This window comes from Streptosporangium sp. NPDC087985 (genome assembly GCF_044741965.1).
Lineage (GTDB): Bacteria > Actinomycetota > Actinomycetes > Streptosporangiales > Streptosporangiaceae > Streptosporangium.
The window spans coordinates 138,460-152,043 of sequence record NZ_JBIUTQ010000016.1; the positions used below are offsets into that span (position 1 = coordinate 138,460).

17 protein-coding genes are annotated in these 13,584 nt (G+C 67.5%); 5 read left to right on the top strand and 12 right to left on the bottom strand.

The genetic code is table 11. The features are described 5' to 3' along the window. Positions 1 to 54: 54 nt before the first annotated feature. Together ACIN94_RS25180 and ACIN94_RS25185 are read left to right on the top strand one after the other, a co-directional pair. Positions 55 to 915, top strand: coding sequence for an ABC transporter ATP-binding protein (locus ACIN94_RS25180; protein WP_400710550.1), 861 nt, complete (start codon positions 55 to 57; stop codon positions 913 to 915). Then, entirely contained in the window at positions 912 to 2,000 is a 1,089-nt protein-coding gene (locus tag ACIN94_RS25185) for a C45 family autoproteolytic acyltransferase/hydolase (RefSeq protein WP_400710553.1), read from the top strand. The genes ACIN94_RS25180 and ACIN94_RS25185 overlap by 4 nt, the downstream gene beginning before the upstream one ends. A 90-nt stretch (positions 2,001 to 2,090) precedes the next feature. Here ACIN94_RS25185 and ACIN94_RS25190 read toward each other — a convergent pair whose 3' ends face one another. Further along, a complete protein-coding gene (locus ACIN94_RS25190) occupies positions 2,091 to 2,783 on the bottom strand; it encodes an MOSC domain-containing protein (RefSeq protein WP_400710556.1) in 693 nt (230 codons plus the stop codon). A gap of 223 nt (positions 2,784 to 3,006) precedes the next feature. Between ACIN94_RS25190 and ACIN94_RS25195 the strand changes: the two genes are divergently transcribed. Beyond that, the gene (locus ACIN94_RS25195; RefSeq protein WP_400710559.1) at positions 3,007 to 3,564 is read left to right on the top strand and encodes a YceI family protein; all 558 of its coding nucleotides are present in this window, start codon (positions 3,007 to 3,009) and stop codon (positions 3,562 to 3,564) included. Between the two features lie 194 nt (positions 3,565 to 3,758). Further along, positions 3,759 to 5,723, top strand: a complete 1,965-nt coding sequence (locus ACIN94_RS25200; RefSeq protein WP_400710562.1) for an FHA domain-containing protein — start codon at positions 3,759 to 3,761, stop codon at positions 5,721 to 5,723. Between the two features lie 75 nt (positions 5,724 to 5,798). Here ACIN94_RS25200 and ACIN94_RS25205 read toward each other — a convergent pair whose 3' ends face one another. From ACIN94_RS25205 to ACIN94_RS25245, 9 genes are all read right to left on the bottom strand, one after another. Then, complete coding sequence (locus ACIN94_RS25205) at positions 5,799 to 6,206, bottom strand: PIN domain-containing protein (protein ID WP_400710565.1); 408 nt, start codon at positions 6,204 to 6,206, stop codon at positions 5,799 to 5,801. Beyond that, a complete protein-coding gene (locus ACIN94_RS25210) occupies positions 6,191 to 6,442 on the bottom strand; it encodes a type II toxin-antitoxin system Phd/YefM family antitoxin (protein ID WP_400710568.1) in 252 nt (83 codons plus the stop codon). The genes ACIN94_RS25205 and ACIN94_RS25210 overlap by 16 nt, the downstream gene beginning before the upstream one ends. Positions 6,443 to 6,517: 75 nt before the next feature. Further along, positions 6,518 to 6,751: a hypothetical protein gene (locus ACIN94_RS25215; RefSeq protein WP_400710571.1), complete on the bottom strand. Its 234-nt coding sequence runs from the start codon at positions 6,749 to 6,751 to the stop codon at positions 6,518 to 6,520. 141 nt (positions 6,752 to 6,892) lie between these two features. Beyond that, positions 6,893 to 7,084 (bottom strand): hypothetical protein, encoded by a 192-nt coding sequence (locus ACIN94_RS25220; RefSeq protein WP_400710574.1) that lies wholly within the window; start codon positions 7,082 to 7,084, stop codon positions 6,893 to 6,895. After that, positions 7,084 to 7,278: a hypothetical protein gene (locus tag ACIN94_RS25225; RefSeq protein ID WP_400710577.1), complete on the bottom strand. Its 195-nt coding sequence runs from the start codon at positions 7,276 to 7,278 to the stop codon at positions 7,084 to 7,086. Before ACIN94_RS25225 ends, ACIN94_RS25220 begins: the two co-directional genes overlap by 1 nt. Positions 7,279 to 7,839: 561 nt before the next feature. Beyond that, positions 7,840 to 8,643 carry an inositol monophosphatase family protein gene (locus ACIN94_RS25230; RefSeq protein ID WP_400710580.1) on the bottom strand — a complete coding sequence of 268 codons (804 nt, stop codon included), beginning with the start codon at positions 8,641 to 8,643 and terminating at the stop codon, positions 7,840 to 7,842. Positions 8,644 to 8,914: 271 nt separating this feature from the next. Further along, the gene (locus ACIN94_RS25235; protein WP_400710582.1) at positions 8,915 to 9,199 is read right to left on the bottom strand and encodes a hypothetical protein; all 285 of its coding nucleotides are present in this window, start codon (positions 9,197 to 9,199) and stop codon (positions 8,915 to 8,917) included. Continuing rightward, positions 9,196 to 9,549, bottom strand: a complete 354-nt coding sequence (locus tag ACIN94_RS25240; RefSeq protein WP_400710585.1) for a hypothetical protein — start codon at positions 9,547 to 9,549, stop codon at positions 9,196 to 9,198. The genes ACIN94_RS25235 and ACIN94_RS25240 overlap by 4 nt, the downstream gene beginning before the upstream one ends. After that, on the bottom strand, positions 9,546 to 10,475 hold the full coding sequence (locus ACIN94_RS25245; RefSeq protein WP_400710588.1) for a hypothetical protein: 930 nt from the start codon (positions 10,473 to 10,475) through the stop codon (positions 9,546 to 9,548). Before ACIN94_RS25245 ends, ACIN94_RS25240 begins: the two co-directional genes overlap by 4 nt. A 165-nt stretch (positions 10,476 to 10,640) precedes the next feature. On the opposite strand from ACIN94_RS25245, the gene ACIN94_RS25250 reads away from it, so the two are divergent. Then, positions 10,641 to 10,931 carry a GntR family transcriptional regulator gene (locus ACIN94_RS25250; protein ID WP_400710591.1) on the top strand — a complete coding sequence of 97 codons (291 nt, stop codon included), beginning with the start codon at positions 10,641 to 10,643 and terminating at the stop codon, positions 10,929 to 10,931. Between the two features lie 244 nt (positions 10,932 to 11,175). On the opposite strand, the gene ACIN94_RS25255 is transcribed toward ACIN94_RS25250, so the two are convergent. Together ACIN94_RS25255 and ACIN94_RS25260 are read right to left on the bottom strand one after the other, a co-directional pair. Then, positions 11,176 to 11,679, bottom strand: a complete 504-nt coding sequence (locus ACIN94_RS25255; RefSeq protein WP_400710594.1) for a DUF4158 domain-containing protein — start codon at positions 11,677 to 11,679, stop codon at positions 11,176 to 11,178. A gap of 202 nt (positions 11,680 to 11,881) precedes the next feature. Further along, on the bottom strand, positions 11,882 to 13,306 hold the full coding sequence (locus ACIN94_RS25260; RefSeq protein ID WP_400710597.1) for a hypothetical protein: 1,425 nt from the start codon (positions 13,304 to 13,306) through the stop codon (positions 11,882 to 11,884). Positions 13,307 to 13,584 lie beyond the last annotated feature (278 nt).

The following is a 13,584-nucleotide window of genomic DNA, read 5'->3' on the forward strand; positions in this document are numbered from 1 at the left end:
GGTCATCGAGAGCCCAGGCAGGCCGCCCGGCGGGCGAGGAACGGAGGCGAGGCCGTGAGCGCCACGACCGGAAACGTCATCGAGATCAGCGGGCTGTGCAAGCGGTTCACGACCGGCCGGGGCCGGCACCGCCGGACGGTCCACGCCCTCGACGACGTCAGCCTCGGCGTCGCCGACGGCAGCTGCCTGGCGGTGGTCGGCGAGTCCGGCTCGGGCAAGTCGACCCTCGCCCGGATTCTCGTCGGCCTCGAAAGCGCCGACGCCGGACAGGTCGTCCTCGCCGGGCGGCCGGTGGCGCGGCGGCCACGCCGGTCGGAACGGCGCGCCCGTGCCCGGGACATCCAGATGGTGTTCCAGGACCCGAACGGATCGCTGAACCGCCGCCGCACGGCCGGATCGGCGATCGGGGAGGTGCTCTCGTTCCACCACGGGGTCACCGGGGCCGACGCGCGTCGGCGCGTCGACTCCCTGCTCGACCAGGTCGGCCTGCTGCCCGCGCACGCCCGGGCGCTGCCCGGCGAGCTCAGCGGCGGGCAGCAGCAGCGGATCGCGATCGCCCGGGCACTCGCCGCCGAGCCCCGCGTCCTCGTGCTCGACGAGGCCGTCGCCGCGCTCGACGTCTCGGTACAGGCGCAGGTGCTGAACCTGCTGGGCGAGATCCGCCAGGCCCGCCGGCTCACCTACCTGTTCATCACCCATGACCTGTCCGTCGTGCGGCAGGTGAGCGAACAGGTCGTCGTCATGCGCCAGGGCAAAATCGTGGAGCGCGGAAGCACGGATCAGGTGCTCGACGACCCGCAGCACCCCTACACCATGCTGCTGCGCGACAGCGCGCCCCGGCCGGGCTGGCGACCCCGGCGTGCCACCGACCGGGACACCCCGGCCGGTCAGAACATCACGGAGGTAGAGAAGTGAACCCGCGCGCGCACCTGAAGGTGCAGGGGACCGGCCCATGGCAGCGCGGCTACGACCGCGGCCGGCAGATCGGCCCCGAGATCACGCGGGCGTGGCGCACGTACGCCGAACTCTTCGAGACCGCCGCCCGCGGCGTGACGCTCGACGTCCCCACGCTCGCCCTCGGCACCGTCACCGCCACCCGCGCGTGGGCGCCGGAACTCGTCGAGGAGATGGAGGGCGTCGCCGAGGGCGCGGGCGTGCCGCTGTGGACGGTGGCCGCGCTCAACGCGCGGACCGAGATCCTCGCCGCGGCGGGTACGGCCCGCGCGAACGAGTGCTCCACGGTGGTCCACACCGGTGCCCGCACCCTGGGCGGCCAGAGCTGGGACTGGCACGAGGAGCTGGCCGGCGCGTGGCACCTCCAGTCGGTGCGGGGCTCGGCGGGCGACGGCACGCTGGGGTTCACCGGCATCACCGAGTACGGAATCCTGGCGAAGATCGGCATCAACGAGGCAGGCGTGGGGGTGCTGTTCAACATCCTCGGCCACGTGGACGACGGCGTGGGCGGCGTACCCGTTCACCTCGTCGCCCGCCGGGTGCTCGGCAGCGCGACGTCGTTCGCCGACGCGGTCGCCATCCTCACCGACGCCCCGGTCTCCGCCTCCACCGTGATGACCGTGGTGACCGCCGAGCAGGCGGCGTCCGTCGAGGTCAGCCCGGCCGGCGCGGCGGTCGTCACGCCGGACGGGCGAGGCTGGCTGGTCCGGGCCAACCACTTCCTCGACCCGGCGCTGGCGGCGGGTGAGCTCCGCGGGCGGCTGGAGCCGGAGACGTACGACCGGTTGCGCGTACTGCGCGCACGGGTCGAGGAGCGTCACGGCCTCGACGGCGCCGACGACCTCGCCTCCCTGCTCACCGTCCACCCCGGCGACGGGGCCGAGGTGTGCTGCCACGCACCGGTCGGCGGCGCGCTCGGGACCCGGTGGGCGACGCTGGCCACAGTGGTGGCGGAGCCGGCGGCGGGCCGCCTCATGGTGCACGACGGCGGCCCATGCACGGCCCGGCCGTCGACCTGGACGACGCTCACCGCCCCGTCGCGGTGACCTCACCCGGTGGATCCCCTCCCACAGCGGATCCACCCCGGTGACCTCACCCGGTGGATCCTCACGCGGAGGATCCACCGGGTGGCCGGGTCAGCTCTCCGGTGAAGCGTGCCCGGTGGCGCGCTCCCTGCTCTCCAGCCGCCTGTTCACCGTCGCCGCGTAGAAGGGGTTGAGCGCGTCACCGGCATCGAGCACCCGCGGCAGCAGTTCGGACTCGGTCGTCATGGCACGGAACAGGAACTCGACCGTCACCCCGTGGTCCGGCCGGGAGACGACCTCGATGGCATCGCCCGACTGGATCTCCCCCGGCTCGATGACACGGAGATAGGCGCCGGGCCGCGCGGCCTGCGTGAACCGCTTCACCCATCCCTGCTCGTCCAGCCATCCCGCGAAGGTGCGACACGGAATGCGCGCGGAGGTGACTTCGAGGACCAGGCTCTCCCCGATCCGCCACCGCTCGCCGATCGACGCGCCGTTGACGTCGAGACCGGAGGTGGTGAGGTTCTCGCCGAAGACACCGTTGGACAGCTCACGCCCGAGTTCCTTCTCCCAGGTGTCGAGGTCCTCACGCGCGAAGGCGTACACCGCCTGGTCGTCGCCGCCGTGGTGCGGGAGGTCGCCGATCTTGTCTCCCGCGACACCGCTGCCCGCCGTCCCTCTCGGGCCGGGGGCGGTCACCGCGACCAGGCCGTCCGCGGGGCGCTTGTCGATCCCGGTGAAATCGGCGCTGGTGTAGTCGGCGGAGTGGGGGTGAGCCAGGTTGACGGAGAGAAGGCGAGGCATATTTTCAACCCTACAAGAGGCGATTTCCCGCCCATGGATCCGCAGCGGCAATGTCCCGCGCGGTCGGTTCAGTGTCAGTCATGATCAGCTCTTCCGTGCCCCCACACAGGCTCCCACCCGTGAAGAGCAACAGGCGGCAAAAGAGTGTGGCTGCTCTTGGAATCCGTTATGCCGACGGACCGTGCGTGCCACGGAGAGCCCTTCGGGTGCGAGATAGCCTGGCATGGTGGGCATCACCTCTGGTAGCTACACGTTGGGCCCCGAGTCCGGCCGGCTCCTCGTCAAGACGACCCGTACCGGACTGGGCGCGAAGGCCGGCCATGACCTCACCATCGAGGTCACCCGTTGGCGTGGCAACGCCACGCTCGACATCGCCAACCCGGCCAACTCCTCGGTGACCGTCGAAATCGACACCGAGTCGTTCGAAGTCCGGGAAGGGACCGGCGGCGTCAAGCCGCTCACGGACTCCGACCGCCGGGAGATCAAGAAGAACATTCAAGAGAAGATCCTTCACTCCGACCGTTACCCGACGATCACGTTCCGGTCGACCCGGGCCGACGGAACCCCGGAGTCGTTCCGCGTCGAGGGTGATCTCACCCTCGTCGGCGTCACCCGGCCCGTCACGGTCCAGGGCCTGCTGACCGAGGACCGCGTACGCGGCTCGGCGACCATCGTGCAGACCCAATGGGGGATCCGGCCCTACTCGGCACTGTTCGGCGCACTCAAACTCAGCGACGGAGTCGAGGTTCAGTTCGACGCCGGCCTTGCTCCGGAGCAGTGATCCGGAGCACGCGGAGCCCGGTCACGCCCCTCCGGTAGGGGCCAGGCCGTGGCGGTGGCGTCCGCGAACCGGGGGGCCGGGCAGCGGCGGCTCAGGAAATCACCCGTCCGGCGGCAAGCGGTTTGTACACATGGGGACAATTTTCCGTGGACGCCGAGCGTGGCACGATGGGTGATCACGCGGAGGTTTGACCTATGCCACCTGAAATTGTTGGGCGTGAAGGTCCTCTCACTGGACAACGGTTTCCGGTCGGCGACACACCGATCACCTTCGGCCGCAAGGACGACAACCGTGTGGTGATCTCCAGCGGGAGAGCCTCGCGCTTTCACGCGGAGGTGCTCCGTGAGGCCCGCGGCTACGTACTGTACGACCGGGGAAGCCGCAACGGGACGCTGGTCAACGGGGACCGTGTGACATCGCACGTACTCCAGCCGGGCGATCTGATCACGATCGGCGATGAGACATTCCGTTTCGAGGCATCCGATGGGACGGAGACCATCGTGGACGCCCTCGTGTCTCAGTCGTTCATCACATCCGCCGCGCGCGGTGAACCGGGACCGGTCCTGCATGTCACGATCTCGGGTGGCGGTCCTGTCGGGCTGAGTTTCGCCCTGCTCCTCGAACACCTCATGGGCCGGCGAGTGGCCATTACGTTGTACGACGGCCGCTGGACTCAGGACGGGTCACGGATCGTATGGAAAGACCAGGCACAAGGGAACATCCGGCGGCAGCAGGTCGTGACGGTCCAGAGCCGTCAATACCTGAACCTCCCCGAGGAGGTCCAGGCGCGGCTGTTCAGCGCCGGATCGTACTCCGAGATGTGGCCGACCGGCCTCGATTCGATCCGCGGCTACAGTCCGCGGAATATCCGGATCGCCTACGTCGAAGACAAGCTGCTTGAAATAGCGAACGAAAAATCCGACTGCATCCGGCTCATCCCCGCCAACTTCGACCCGGCCGAGCAGCAGGAGACCGTGGCCAAGGACCAGGTGCTCGCCATCTGCGAGGGAGGGCGCTCGCGGACGCGGGAGTATTTCACCGACAAGTTCGGCAACGCCGACAAGTCGATCTACTCGCTGGATGGCCGGCACGTGCAGGATGTCGTGCTGGGCCTGCAGGTGAAGTCCGACCTGTCGGACCCCATGACCGTCCTGCTGACCGTGGCCCAGAACCGTTTTCTCCTGAACGCCCTGCGCGGCGAAGGCTTTCTGAACATGCGCCTCACCGATGCCGAGGCCAGGGAGGTCATCGGGATCGATCCCGTCCGGCACGTGTTCGAGGAATGTATCGCCTCCCGCCCCTGCCTGATGGGACGGACCGACCAGGGCGAGTTTCACTGCTCGACCCACAGCACGCTGTTCCTTCCCGCCCTGGTCAAAAGCTCGGAACTATGGAAACGGGTGATGGAGGGGTTGGTGTTCTTCGGCGTCGCGGAGGAGAACCTGAGCGCCGTCACCGCCTTTCGGCTGGACATGGTGCAGCGGCCGCGATTCACCGCCCAGCTGTATTCCGCGACGTCGACCACCCCGGGAACCTACGGGTTTCTCCTCGGGGACGCCGCCAATGCGATCCACTTCTGGCCGGGGCGCGGGCTCAACAGTGGGTTGGCGTCGGCCATCTCGCTGGCTCGGTCACTCAGCCGCGGCTGGCGCGGGAGAGCCTTCCGTGATGCTGATTTTCTCCGCCACGAAGCGGCGATGTCGATGTTTCAGTACCGGCACAAGAGCCGCGCCTGGAAAGCGATGGTGACCACCGACGAGCACGGGGTCACCTGCGCGGTCAAAGACCGCATCGTCCAGGGCATCGAGGAAGGGAATGAGGGTCCGGACAAGGATGCGGATATCGACGCGCTCATGGAGCAGCTGCTGCAGATCCGGAGCCGCCTGTCACCGCGCATTCCCGGCATGCCCAATGAGACAACCCTCAGAGACCATCTGCGCAAACTGAAAAGCGAGACGGTGCACACCCTGCTGGCAAGCGGAGCATGGGAGACACTGATCGTCGGAGGCGAAGAGGTCGACATCGACATCTTCGACCGACAGGACCCGCCGGATACGCCCGCGCCGAAAACACCCCGAGCCGCGACACGCGTCGAAGAACCAACCGACCACACCAAGTTGATCTCAAGGGGACCGCGCGACTCACTATCACCAGGATGATGTCTCTTCGACCTCAAGGCGTGATGGTCACCGAACGTCTCGCCAGAGGAACTCCGCCCAGGTTCACGAGGACGGTCAGCGGGGAACGGCCTGTGCCCGTACTCCGGGTAGATCGTCGAATGCGGCGGACGAGTCCATCGTGATCACGATTCTCGCGGTGGTCGCGGCTGTCGCGGCAATCAGCAGATCGTACGCTCCCCGGATCTTTCCCTCTCGTCGCACATGTGCCATCAGACGGGCATGGACCCTGGCGACGTCCGTGGTGTACTCCTCAACCGGGATCAACGCGAGGACCTCGTCCACGAAGGCCTGCCGTCCGGGACGGCGTGCCGCATCCGCCATCTCCACTCCCACCAGCAGCTCGGCCACGGTGATCGCGGCAATCGCCACATCGTCGACATCCCCGATCACCGCGTCGACGGAGGCCCTGCCCCGCTCGGCGGCGATGAGCACACCGGTGTCCAGGATCAGGCGTCGGGCCACGTGCTCCTCATCTCGTCGTCGACCGCCTCCCGGGCCGCCGCGACATCGGCTTCGAAATCGGCGTCCAATGTCCCCGCGCTCCTGGTCAGGAAGGCCTTGACCATACGTCCAGGCGCCATGGGCGCGGGGCCGATCACTGCGATTCGCCTGCCCCCGCGAGTAACCACGATCGTCTCCCCTCGCTCGGCCTCGTCCAGAACGGATGCGAAGCTCCGGGACGCCTCGGTAGCAGTCATCACCTTCATAAAATCAGATTATCTGATAAGCCCTGGCAGTGGAGTTTCCGTTCCGGCGGGGAGGGACGTGACGGCCTACCTCCACTTCACCCAGCTGCCGTTACGGCATACGTGGATGTCGCCCGCGGGGCCGTAGGGAATGCCGTAATCGCCATCAATGGGGTAAATCGTCTTCTGGAGCCGGGCGTCGTAGTACGGGGGGCAGCCCGATGCCGCCTGGGCGGGTGCGGAGATCAGTGTGGCGGCGATGAGTGCGGCGCCGACGGCGGCGGCGGTGCGGGTCAGGGTGTGCATGGCTCTCCGATCCACGAAGGTGACTATAAGTGAAGAGAATATTACTAGCAGTTACCGTCCAAAGCCGGATGGACTTGCCGACTGCACGTACCTCAATGGGCTGATGCCCCTACCAGCACAGATCCCCACCCATGATCACAAAGTGTCACTGGAGTATTAGGCAAGAAGGAGGCCGCCCTTGAGGATGAAGTGGCGTCCGCCTTCCGGCGAAAGTCCCATCCGGTAGAGGAACCGTTCGAGCACGTACTCGACCATGATCTCGTCGGTGGAGCGTCCGTTGCGGCGGGCCAGATTGCGCAGGTCGTGGTAGACGCGGCCTGTGGTTGTGTCGCGTGTCGGGTTCGGCATCAGGCGAGCACCGCTTCGGCAGCCGAGCGGATGACCGACAGCGCGCCCAGATCACGAGCGACTTCCTGGAGGTCGCGAACCCCGTTGGGTCCCTCACGGCGGAGGTAGCGGCCCAGGGCCGCCAGCGCGAGCGTTTCGCCGAAGCGGCGGCGATGGCGCATCGCGTCGACAACGCTACGTGCGGCGCTGTACATAGGGACCATTTCGTCTGGTGCCGCCTCGAACTGCTCGACAGCCAGGGAGAAGGTCGCGGCTGCGTACTGGGTGACCGTGGTCGGTGGGTAGGAGATCGAGGGGCGGTGCGTACCACGGGGAATTGCGATGTGGACGCCCGCTGGGATGTCATCGATCAGTCCGTGAATCGCGAGGGCGGACTCTCCGCATACGACGGCACGCGGGGCCCGTAGGCAGACGGCGAGCAGGTCGAGGTACGCGGTCGCGGGGGCATCCGCACCAAGTTGATCTCAAGGGGACCGCGCGACTCACTATCACCAGGATGACGTCTCTTCGACCTTAGGGCGTGATGGTCACCGAACGTCTCGCCAGAGGAACTCCCCCCAGGTTCACGAGGACGGTCAGCGGGGAACGACCTGTGCCCGTACGCCGGGTAGATCGTCGAATGCGGACTGGCCTGACGAGACGCGGTTTCCGCAGGTTACCGCGTCGTGGACGGATGATCTCGGTGTCCCGCTGAGCGTTCCCCTAACGGACGGCCTACGCGCCTGACCGTGCGATGGTGATAGGAAATGCGCAGGCTACCGATCAGGTGGGAACTGGTTGCCGATGAGTTCCAGCAATGCAGCGTGCGTCTCCTGGTCAGCCGCCACGACCAGTCCACCCGCGCCGGTGTGCAACGGCTGACCGTGGATGCCGGTCACCACGCATCCGGCGGCCTGGCACAATGCGATCCCGCTGGCGAAGTGCACGCTGTCCTGCAGATGGCCGTCAGTGACGTATGCGGCTCGCCGGCCGGCGGCTACCCAGGCCACCGCCAGGGTGGTGGAGACGACGCGCGGGCGGAAATGCTCGACGAACCCTGTGTCGGCAAGCAACCGGACAGCCCGGAAGCTCGGCTCGTTCGGGAACGGTGGATCAAGGTTGACATCCACCAGTCGCGAATCAGGCGACGGCGTGAGTTCCTCGTCCACTCCATCGCGACGGACGTACGCGTGATCGCCGTCCGTCCAGAACACCTCTTCGGCGAACGGGTCGGCTGAGGCCGCCACCGTGATGTCCGAGCCCACGCGCAAGGCGACGTTCACCGCGACCAGCATGCTCCGCGCGGCGTAGTTCAGCGTGCCGCACAGGGGGTCGACCAGCCACATGCGCTCCGCACCGCCCGAGCCCGTGCGTCCGCTCTCCTCGCCCGTCACGGCATCGCCTGGTCGGGCGGTGCGAATAACGTCAAGGATGGTGTTCTCCGCTTCGACGTCAGCAGCCGTAGCGAAGTCACCCCTGGACTTCTCGAAGCGCGTCAGCGATGCACCGTACATGGTGTGCACGACAGCAGCTCCTGCTTGCGCTGCCGTGAGGGCCAATTCCTCGTCTGTGATCAGCATGCACGCAGGATAGACGCGGCTCCTCCACCGCCTGATCGACGAGCGCGACCCCCGACCGACGGCTCGACCCCCGTGACGACCGGCGTGAGGCGCGGCGGCCGGTAGCCGTCGGCGTCGAGCCGCGGCCGCTGCTGACACTTTCGCGACAGACCCCACTGACACTCGTGGCACTTGGCACCCGCGAGCGGACTTGGAAGGTTCGCACCACGACTCGCGGGGGCGGGATGGCGCGGCGGTACAGCGCGGGGGCGATCCGTACCGCCGCGCCGGTTCAGGGGGCGGCGGCCCGACCAGCGTGCGGGGTACAGGTGATCTCCCGTTGCCTGGCCAGGGCGGCGCCCAGCCGTTCGGGCGAGGCGCGCAGGATGAGGTATCTGGCGCCGGCCTTCACCTCCCTTAGGGCGAGCGGCTGGTGGCGCATCGCTCTCCACCGCGCGAGGACGGTGTCGTGCTCGATGTACCAGTCGGGGAAGAGCTGCCGCAGCGCGCCAAGCGGGTCGTTCTGCGGCTGTGACAGTGGGGTTTCCTGCCCGGAGTGCGGTTCGGGGGTGATCACCGGGTGCTCCTTGGTGGATGATGCGGGCGGCCCGGGTGACGATTTCGGCCCACCCGCGTCGCGCCCGGCACCGACGCCCCTTCCGTGGCCGTTTCCGCGTCGTTCATCAGCGTCTCCAGCCCCTCGGGGGTGCGGTCGGAGACGATCAACGGCTCGGGGGTGGGCCAGGTCGCGATGGCGTAGAACAGACGGCTGCCGGTGCCGTACAGCACCGCCCAGCCCGGCCAGGCCGCCTCCAGCCGTACGGCCTCGGCCCGGGCGCCGTGGTCCCAGGTGTAGGAGGGGACGGCGCTGAGGGCCAGGCCGCTGCGGTGCCGCCCACGGGGACGGGCGGGTCGTCGTCGGATCACGAGATCACCCGCCCGGCCTGCTCGTGGGCCTCCTGGGCGATGCTCTCCTGCCGATCGGTCGCGGCCCGCAGGGCGTCGACGGTGTCGGCGTCGACGGTGCGTTCGGCCCCGGCGTGGAACGCGGCCGCGGAGAAGGGCTGTTCGCGGCTGGCCCACAGCCGCCCGGCGTCACTGAGGATCACCCGCCAGCCGGGAATCGCGGACTGGGGCTTGGTGGCCGGGGACGTAGTGGCCTGAGGCCTGGTGGATCGGGCGGTGAGAGGCGGGGCGTCTTCCATGGATCGGACCTCCTGTAGCGGGTTAAAGGCCCGTCCGGACGATCGCAGCGCCGGGCGGAGTGGTGCCATGAGATGGAGGGGAACGAGGTGAGGCGCGGCGTACGGGTCGTACGGGCCGCACCAACCGATCGAGCCGGGTGGCCGGTGCGGGAGCGGACCGGTTGCGGCGCGGTGCAGGGCACAGCCGGCCGATCGTCTGGGACGGGTCACGGGGAGACGCCCGCTGCCGAGCCGAGGCTGCCTGGTGGGGCGAGGCTGAAACGGATACGCCCGGCGCGAGCGGCAGGGCAGCCGCCGGGGCGACGGCACCGGTACGGCAGGCGCAACGGCCGGGGCCTGCTCAGGACTGTGCTGCTCGGGACTGTGCTGGGTGGGTACCAGCGGGACCGCCTCGGCCGGGGCCACGATGACAAGCGGCTCGAAGCAGTGGAGGGAGAGGTCCCCGGTACGGCGGGCCTCCAGGCGGATGGCCATCAGCGCACCGGACGGCGGCGCGTACTCGTGATCGGCAGCCCGGCCAGGGCAGCCGTGCGCGTAGGGGGCATGCCCACAGGCGGCGCAGCCCATCGGCATCGGCGGCGCAGCGGCGAAACAACCGCAGCCGCTTACCGTGGCCCGGTCGAGAACCGGAGCACTAGAGTTATTCACGGGTCAGGACTCATTTCCTGATCAAGGGACCCGTACGGCGTTGCGAGCGCCTGCGGGTCCCGTTTTTTGCCTTGGCCAGAGGCTACGTGATGTTGAGTAGCCATGCATAGCAATACATGGCTTCCCGTGGATTTTAGCAGGTCACCGTAGCCATACGGTGAGGTCATGAGCAGCGTCTCGCCGTTCGATCCGGAAGAGGACAGTCCGGAATACGTGTATGTCCGTCTGGCCGATCACATCCAGGCGTTGATCGATGCTGGTGACCTACGGCCAGGTCAACGGCTCCCAGCAGAACGTGATCTTGCCGCCGAATATGGCGTGGCATACCTGACAGTGCGGCGCGCGATGCGGGAACTACGCGAGCGTGGCCTGATCAGGACCGTGGTCGGAAGAGGGACGTACATCGACCCGCAGGCAGAACCTTCGCGTCCGGGCGACGTTCCGCCCGTCAGCTGATCAGCACCGCGGCGGTCATCTGGGAAGCGGGGCCGTTCCGGGGCGGATGGCCGGACCTGACCAATGCCGAGCTGGACCGCCGTGGATGCTCCTGGAACGACTTCCTGACGGGCATCCGCAGCGGAGAAATCTGACCCGACCACAAGTGCCGCACGGCCGGAACCCTCGTAGCACCCCACGGGTAGTTGCGCAGGGTCGACTGCTTCAGAAGGAATCGCGGCTACTTGGAGTATCGGAACGGAAATTAGCGATAGTCGCCGATCACTCTGACGACTTCGCGGGTGAGGGGAGTCCGGGCGCGGTGGCCGCCTCGGCGAGCGCGAGTCGGCCGCCCTTCAGCTCGGGCACGTACTTGTAGATCGTGTTCCTGGAAACCCCGAGGAGCTTCGCGATTGAGGCGACGGTACTCGTAGACGTCCCGGATCTCCCATGCGTGCTCGTACGCCGTCTGCGAGCACGCGCCGTACTCCGCGTAGTGCTCGTCGTCCATGCAGAGATGCTCGGCGACGAGCCGAGCCACGGAGGCCGGGACCGCTGTGGGGTCCTCGGTCAGGAACGTGCCGAGCATCCGGACGGTGCCCCACTGCACAGCCCATCCCAGCCGGGTCGCCGGACGGCGCTTCGCCCGTGCCAGCTCCACAGCCTCCGTGTCCATACGGAAGAACTGCTCCAGTTTCCCGGGAGACGGCTCCATGGCGAACCGTCCATAGCGGGCCTCTTGCTCAGCAGACAGATACTCGACAGGCATGCCGAGGAACGTACGGCCCGCTGAACAGGCAAAGCAGACCCGTCACCGAACCGGAATCAAGATCGCTCCGCTACCGCTAATTTCCGTTCCGATACTCCCCGAGGGCCCGATACGGCTCGGACTCTCGGGGGTTGATCACTCACAGCTACTTTGCTCCTGGTGACGCCGACCCGAGTAGAGGGCCATGAAAAGAGAGCCGTTCCTAGCATCCGCTGGCGCCGGTGATGGCGTTGAAGCTGAACAGATACCCCTTGTCGCCATCACCGTAGATGCAGCCGAGGGTGGAGTTGTAGGTGTAGCCGTAGTCCTGGGTCCTGCCGCCGTTGACGCCGGGATGAGCCAGCGGGGCGGGAAAGCCCGGGCAAGCGCTTTGGCTGGTCCAGCTGTAGCACACGGTATGGCCGATGCCGGTCTTTTGGACGTAGAACGGCAGGTAGGTGCGCTGGCCGGTGCCGACGGTGGTGGTCAGCGGCTGGAAGACCACGTTGCGGCCTGTGGCGGGCAGCTGGGCAAGCAGTGCGGTCATCCCCGCGGGCGCGCCGATGCTGGTGCCGGTGAAATCGAAGCAGGCCACGATCGGCGCGGCCGGGGTCTTGTTGCCCACGACGGTGCACACGCCGATCGGGACGCCGGGGATGTTGAGGTCGGGGAAGATTGCGAGCGCGAGGGAGGCGTTGGGGTCGGTGATGACCTTGGGGGTCCATCCGGCGCAGGAGGCGTTGGTGTTCGGGTCGAAGCAGGTCAGAGTGGGCGGATGTGTGCGCCCGTTGCCGACCCTGGAGCCGTTGGAGGCGATGTAGATCCTGCCGTTCACGACCGTGGTGGTGCCGGTGAAATCGGTGGGCCCGAGGCCGGCCGCGTCGTTGCTGGGCGGAGTGTTGGTGGCAAACGGCTGGCCGGGGCAGGCTTTGCCGTTGCTCAGGGCGAAGCACACCTCCAGGCCGTTGGTGGTCGTGCCGTAGGCCCGGGAACCCTGGACGACGAACCCGGTGAGGCCGTTGACGTTGCTTTGGCCGACCACGTTGGTCAGGGCCGCCAGGGGCGTGTAGCCGCAGTTGGTCTGCTTCTTCATGTCCAGGCAGCCCGCCCCGACCGAGCCGTTGGGAAAACCGGTCACCGGCTGGGTGGTGACCGCGGGATAATAGACGACATCCGAACCCGAGGCCTGGACCATCTGAGGGATCTGTGTGGTCGCCAGGTCTCCGGTGTTCCCGCTGCCCAGCGAGCCGCTGTTGATGTTCAGTGGTTTGGGCCAGGTGGTCGGGTTTCCGCTGGCGTCGGCGCAGAACCCGCCGGTGTTGACGTTGACGCAACTGACCCGGGGAGCAGTCATCGATGAGTAGCCATGATGGGCGATCACCCAGGCTTGGGTGTAGGCCCCCTGCCCCGTGGTGGTATGCAGGAACGGCACAAACCCATCCATGCCGGTCGCCACCCCCGCCGCGGGCACCGCCGCGGGCACCGCGGATCCGGATGATCGGGATTGCTGGTCGGCGTGCGCCGGCAGGTACGCCATGGCAGCGGACAACACGGCGACTCCCAGCACGCATCCCCACCGTCTGCCGACACCGCCGGGCAGGCCACCCGCCCGGAGACGAGCCTCACTTTTGATGATCGTATTCAGCATGACAGGTGTATGTCCCATCATCCTGATCGGAAAGACCACGTCACCGGATAGTTGATTCCAAGAAGGGGCGACATAGTGGCTGATATCGGCTGAGGCCACCGGAACACACAGGGGCATGGGTGAGGACCGGCGGGTGTTCACCTGTGGTGAGCGCCTACTTCAAGATCTCCAGGTGTGGGTTAACGGCTCTGTCCCGTATTCGGTGGTGGCGCTGCGTGACCGTTACTGCAGAAGAATGCGGTGGCGGAGTAGGTCAAACCCGGCCCTGCCGTGCATCT

Coding starts and splice junctions, on each gene's coding strand:
- ACIN94_RS25260 (WP_400710597.1), bottom strand. CDS start 13,306: ATGCTGAATACGATCATCAAAAGTGAGGCTCGTCTCCGGGCGGGTGGC.
- ACIN94_RS25225 (WP_400710577.1), bottom strand. CDS start 7,278: ATGTACAGCGCCGCACGTAGCGTTGTCGACGCGATGCGCCATCGCCGC.
- ACIN94_RS25250 (WP_400710591.1), top strand. CDS start 10,641: ATGAGCAGCGTCTCGCCGTTCGATCCGGAAGAGGACAGTCCGGAATAC.
- ACIN94_RS25230 (WP_400710580.1), bottom strand. CDS start 8,643: ATGCTGATCACAGACGAGGAATTGGCCCTCACGGCAGCGCAAGCAGGA.
- ACIN94_RS25200 (WP_400710562.1), top strand. CDS start 3,759: ATGCCACCTGAAATTGTTGGGCGTGAAGGTCCTCTCACTGGACAACGG.
- ACIN94_RS25195 (WP_400710559.1), top strand. CDS start 3,007: ATGGTGGGCATCACCTCTGGTAGCTACACGTTGGGCCCCGAGTCCGGC.
- ACIN94_RS25190 (WP_400710556.1), bottom strand. CDS start 2,783: ATGCCTCGCCTTCTCTCCGTCAACCTGGCTCACCCCCACTCCGCCGAC.
- ACIN94_RS25255 (WP_400710594.1), bottom strand. CDS start 11,679: ATGCCTGTCGAGTATCTGTCTGCTGAGCAAGAGGCCCGCTATGGACGG.
- ACIN94_RS25210 (WP_400710568.1), bottom strand. CDS start 6,442: ATGACTGCTACCGAGGCGTCCCGGAGCTTCGCATCCGTTCTGGACGAG.
- ACIN94_RS25220 (WP_400710574.1), bottom strand. CDS start 7,084: ATGCCGAACCCGACACGCGACACAACCACAGGCCGCGTCTACCACGAC.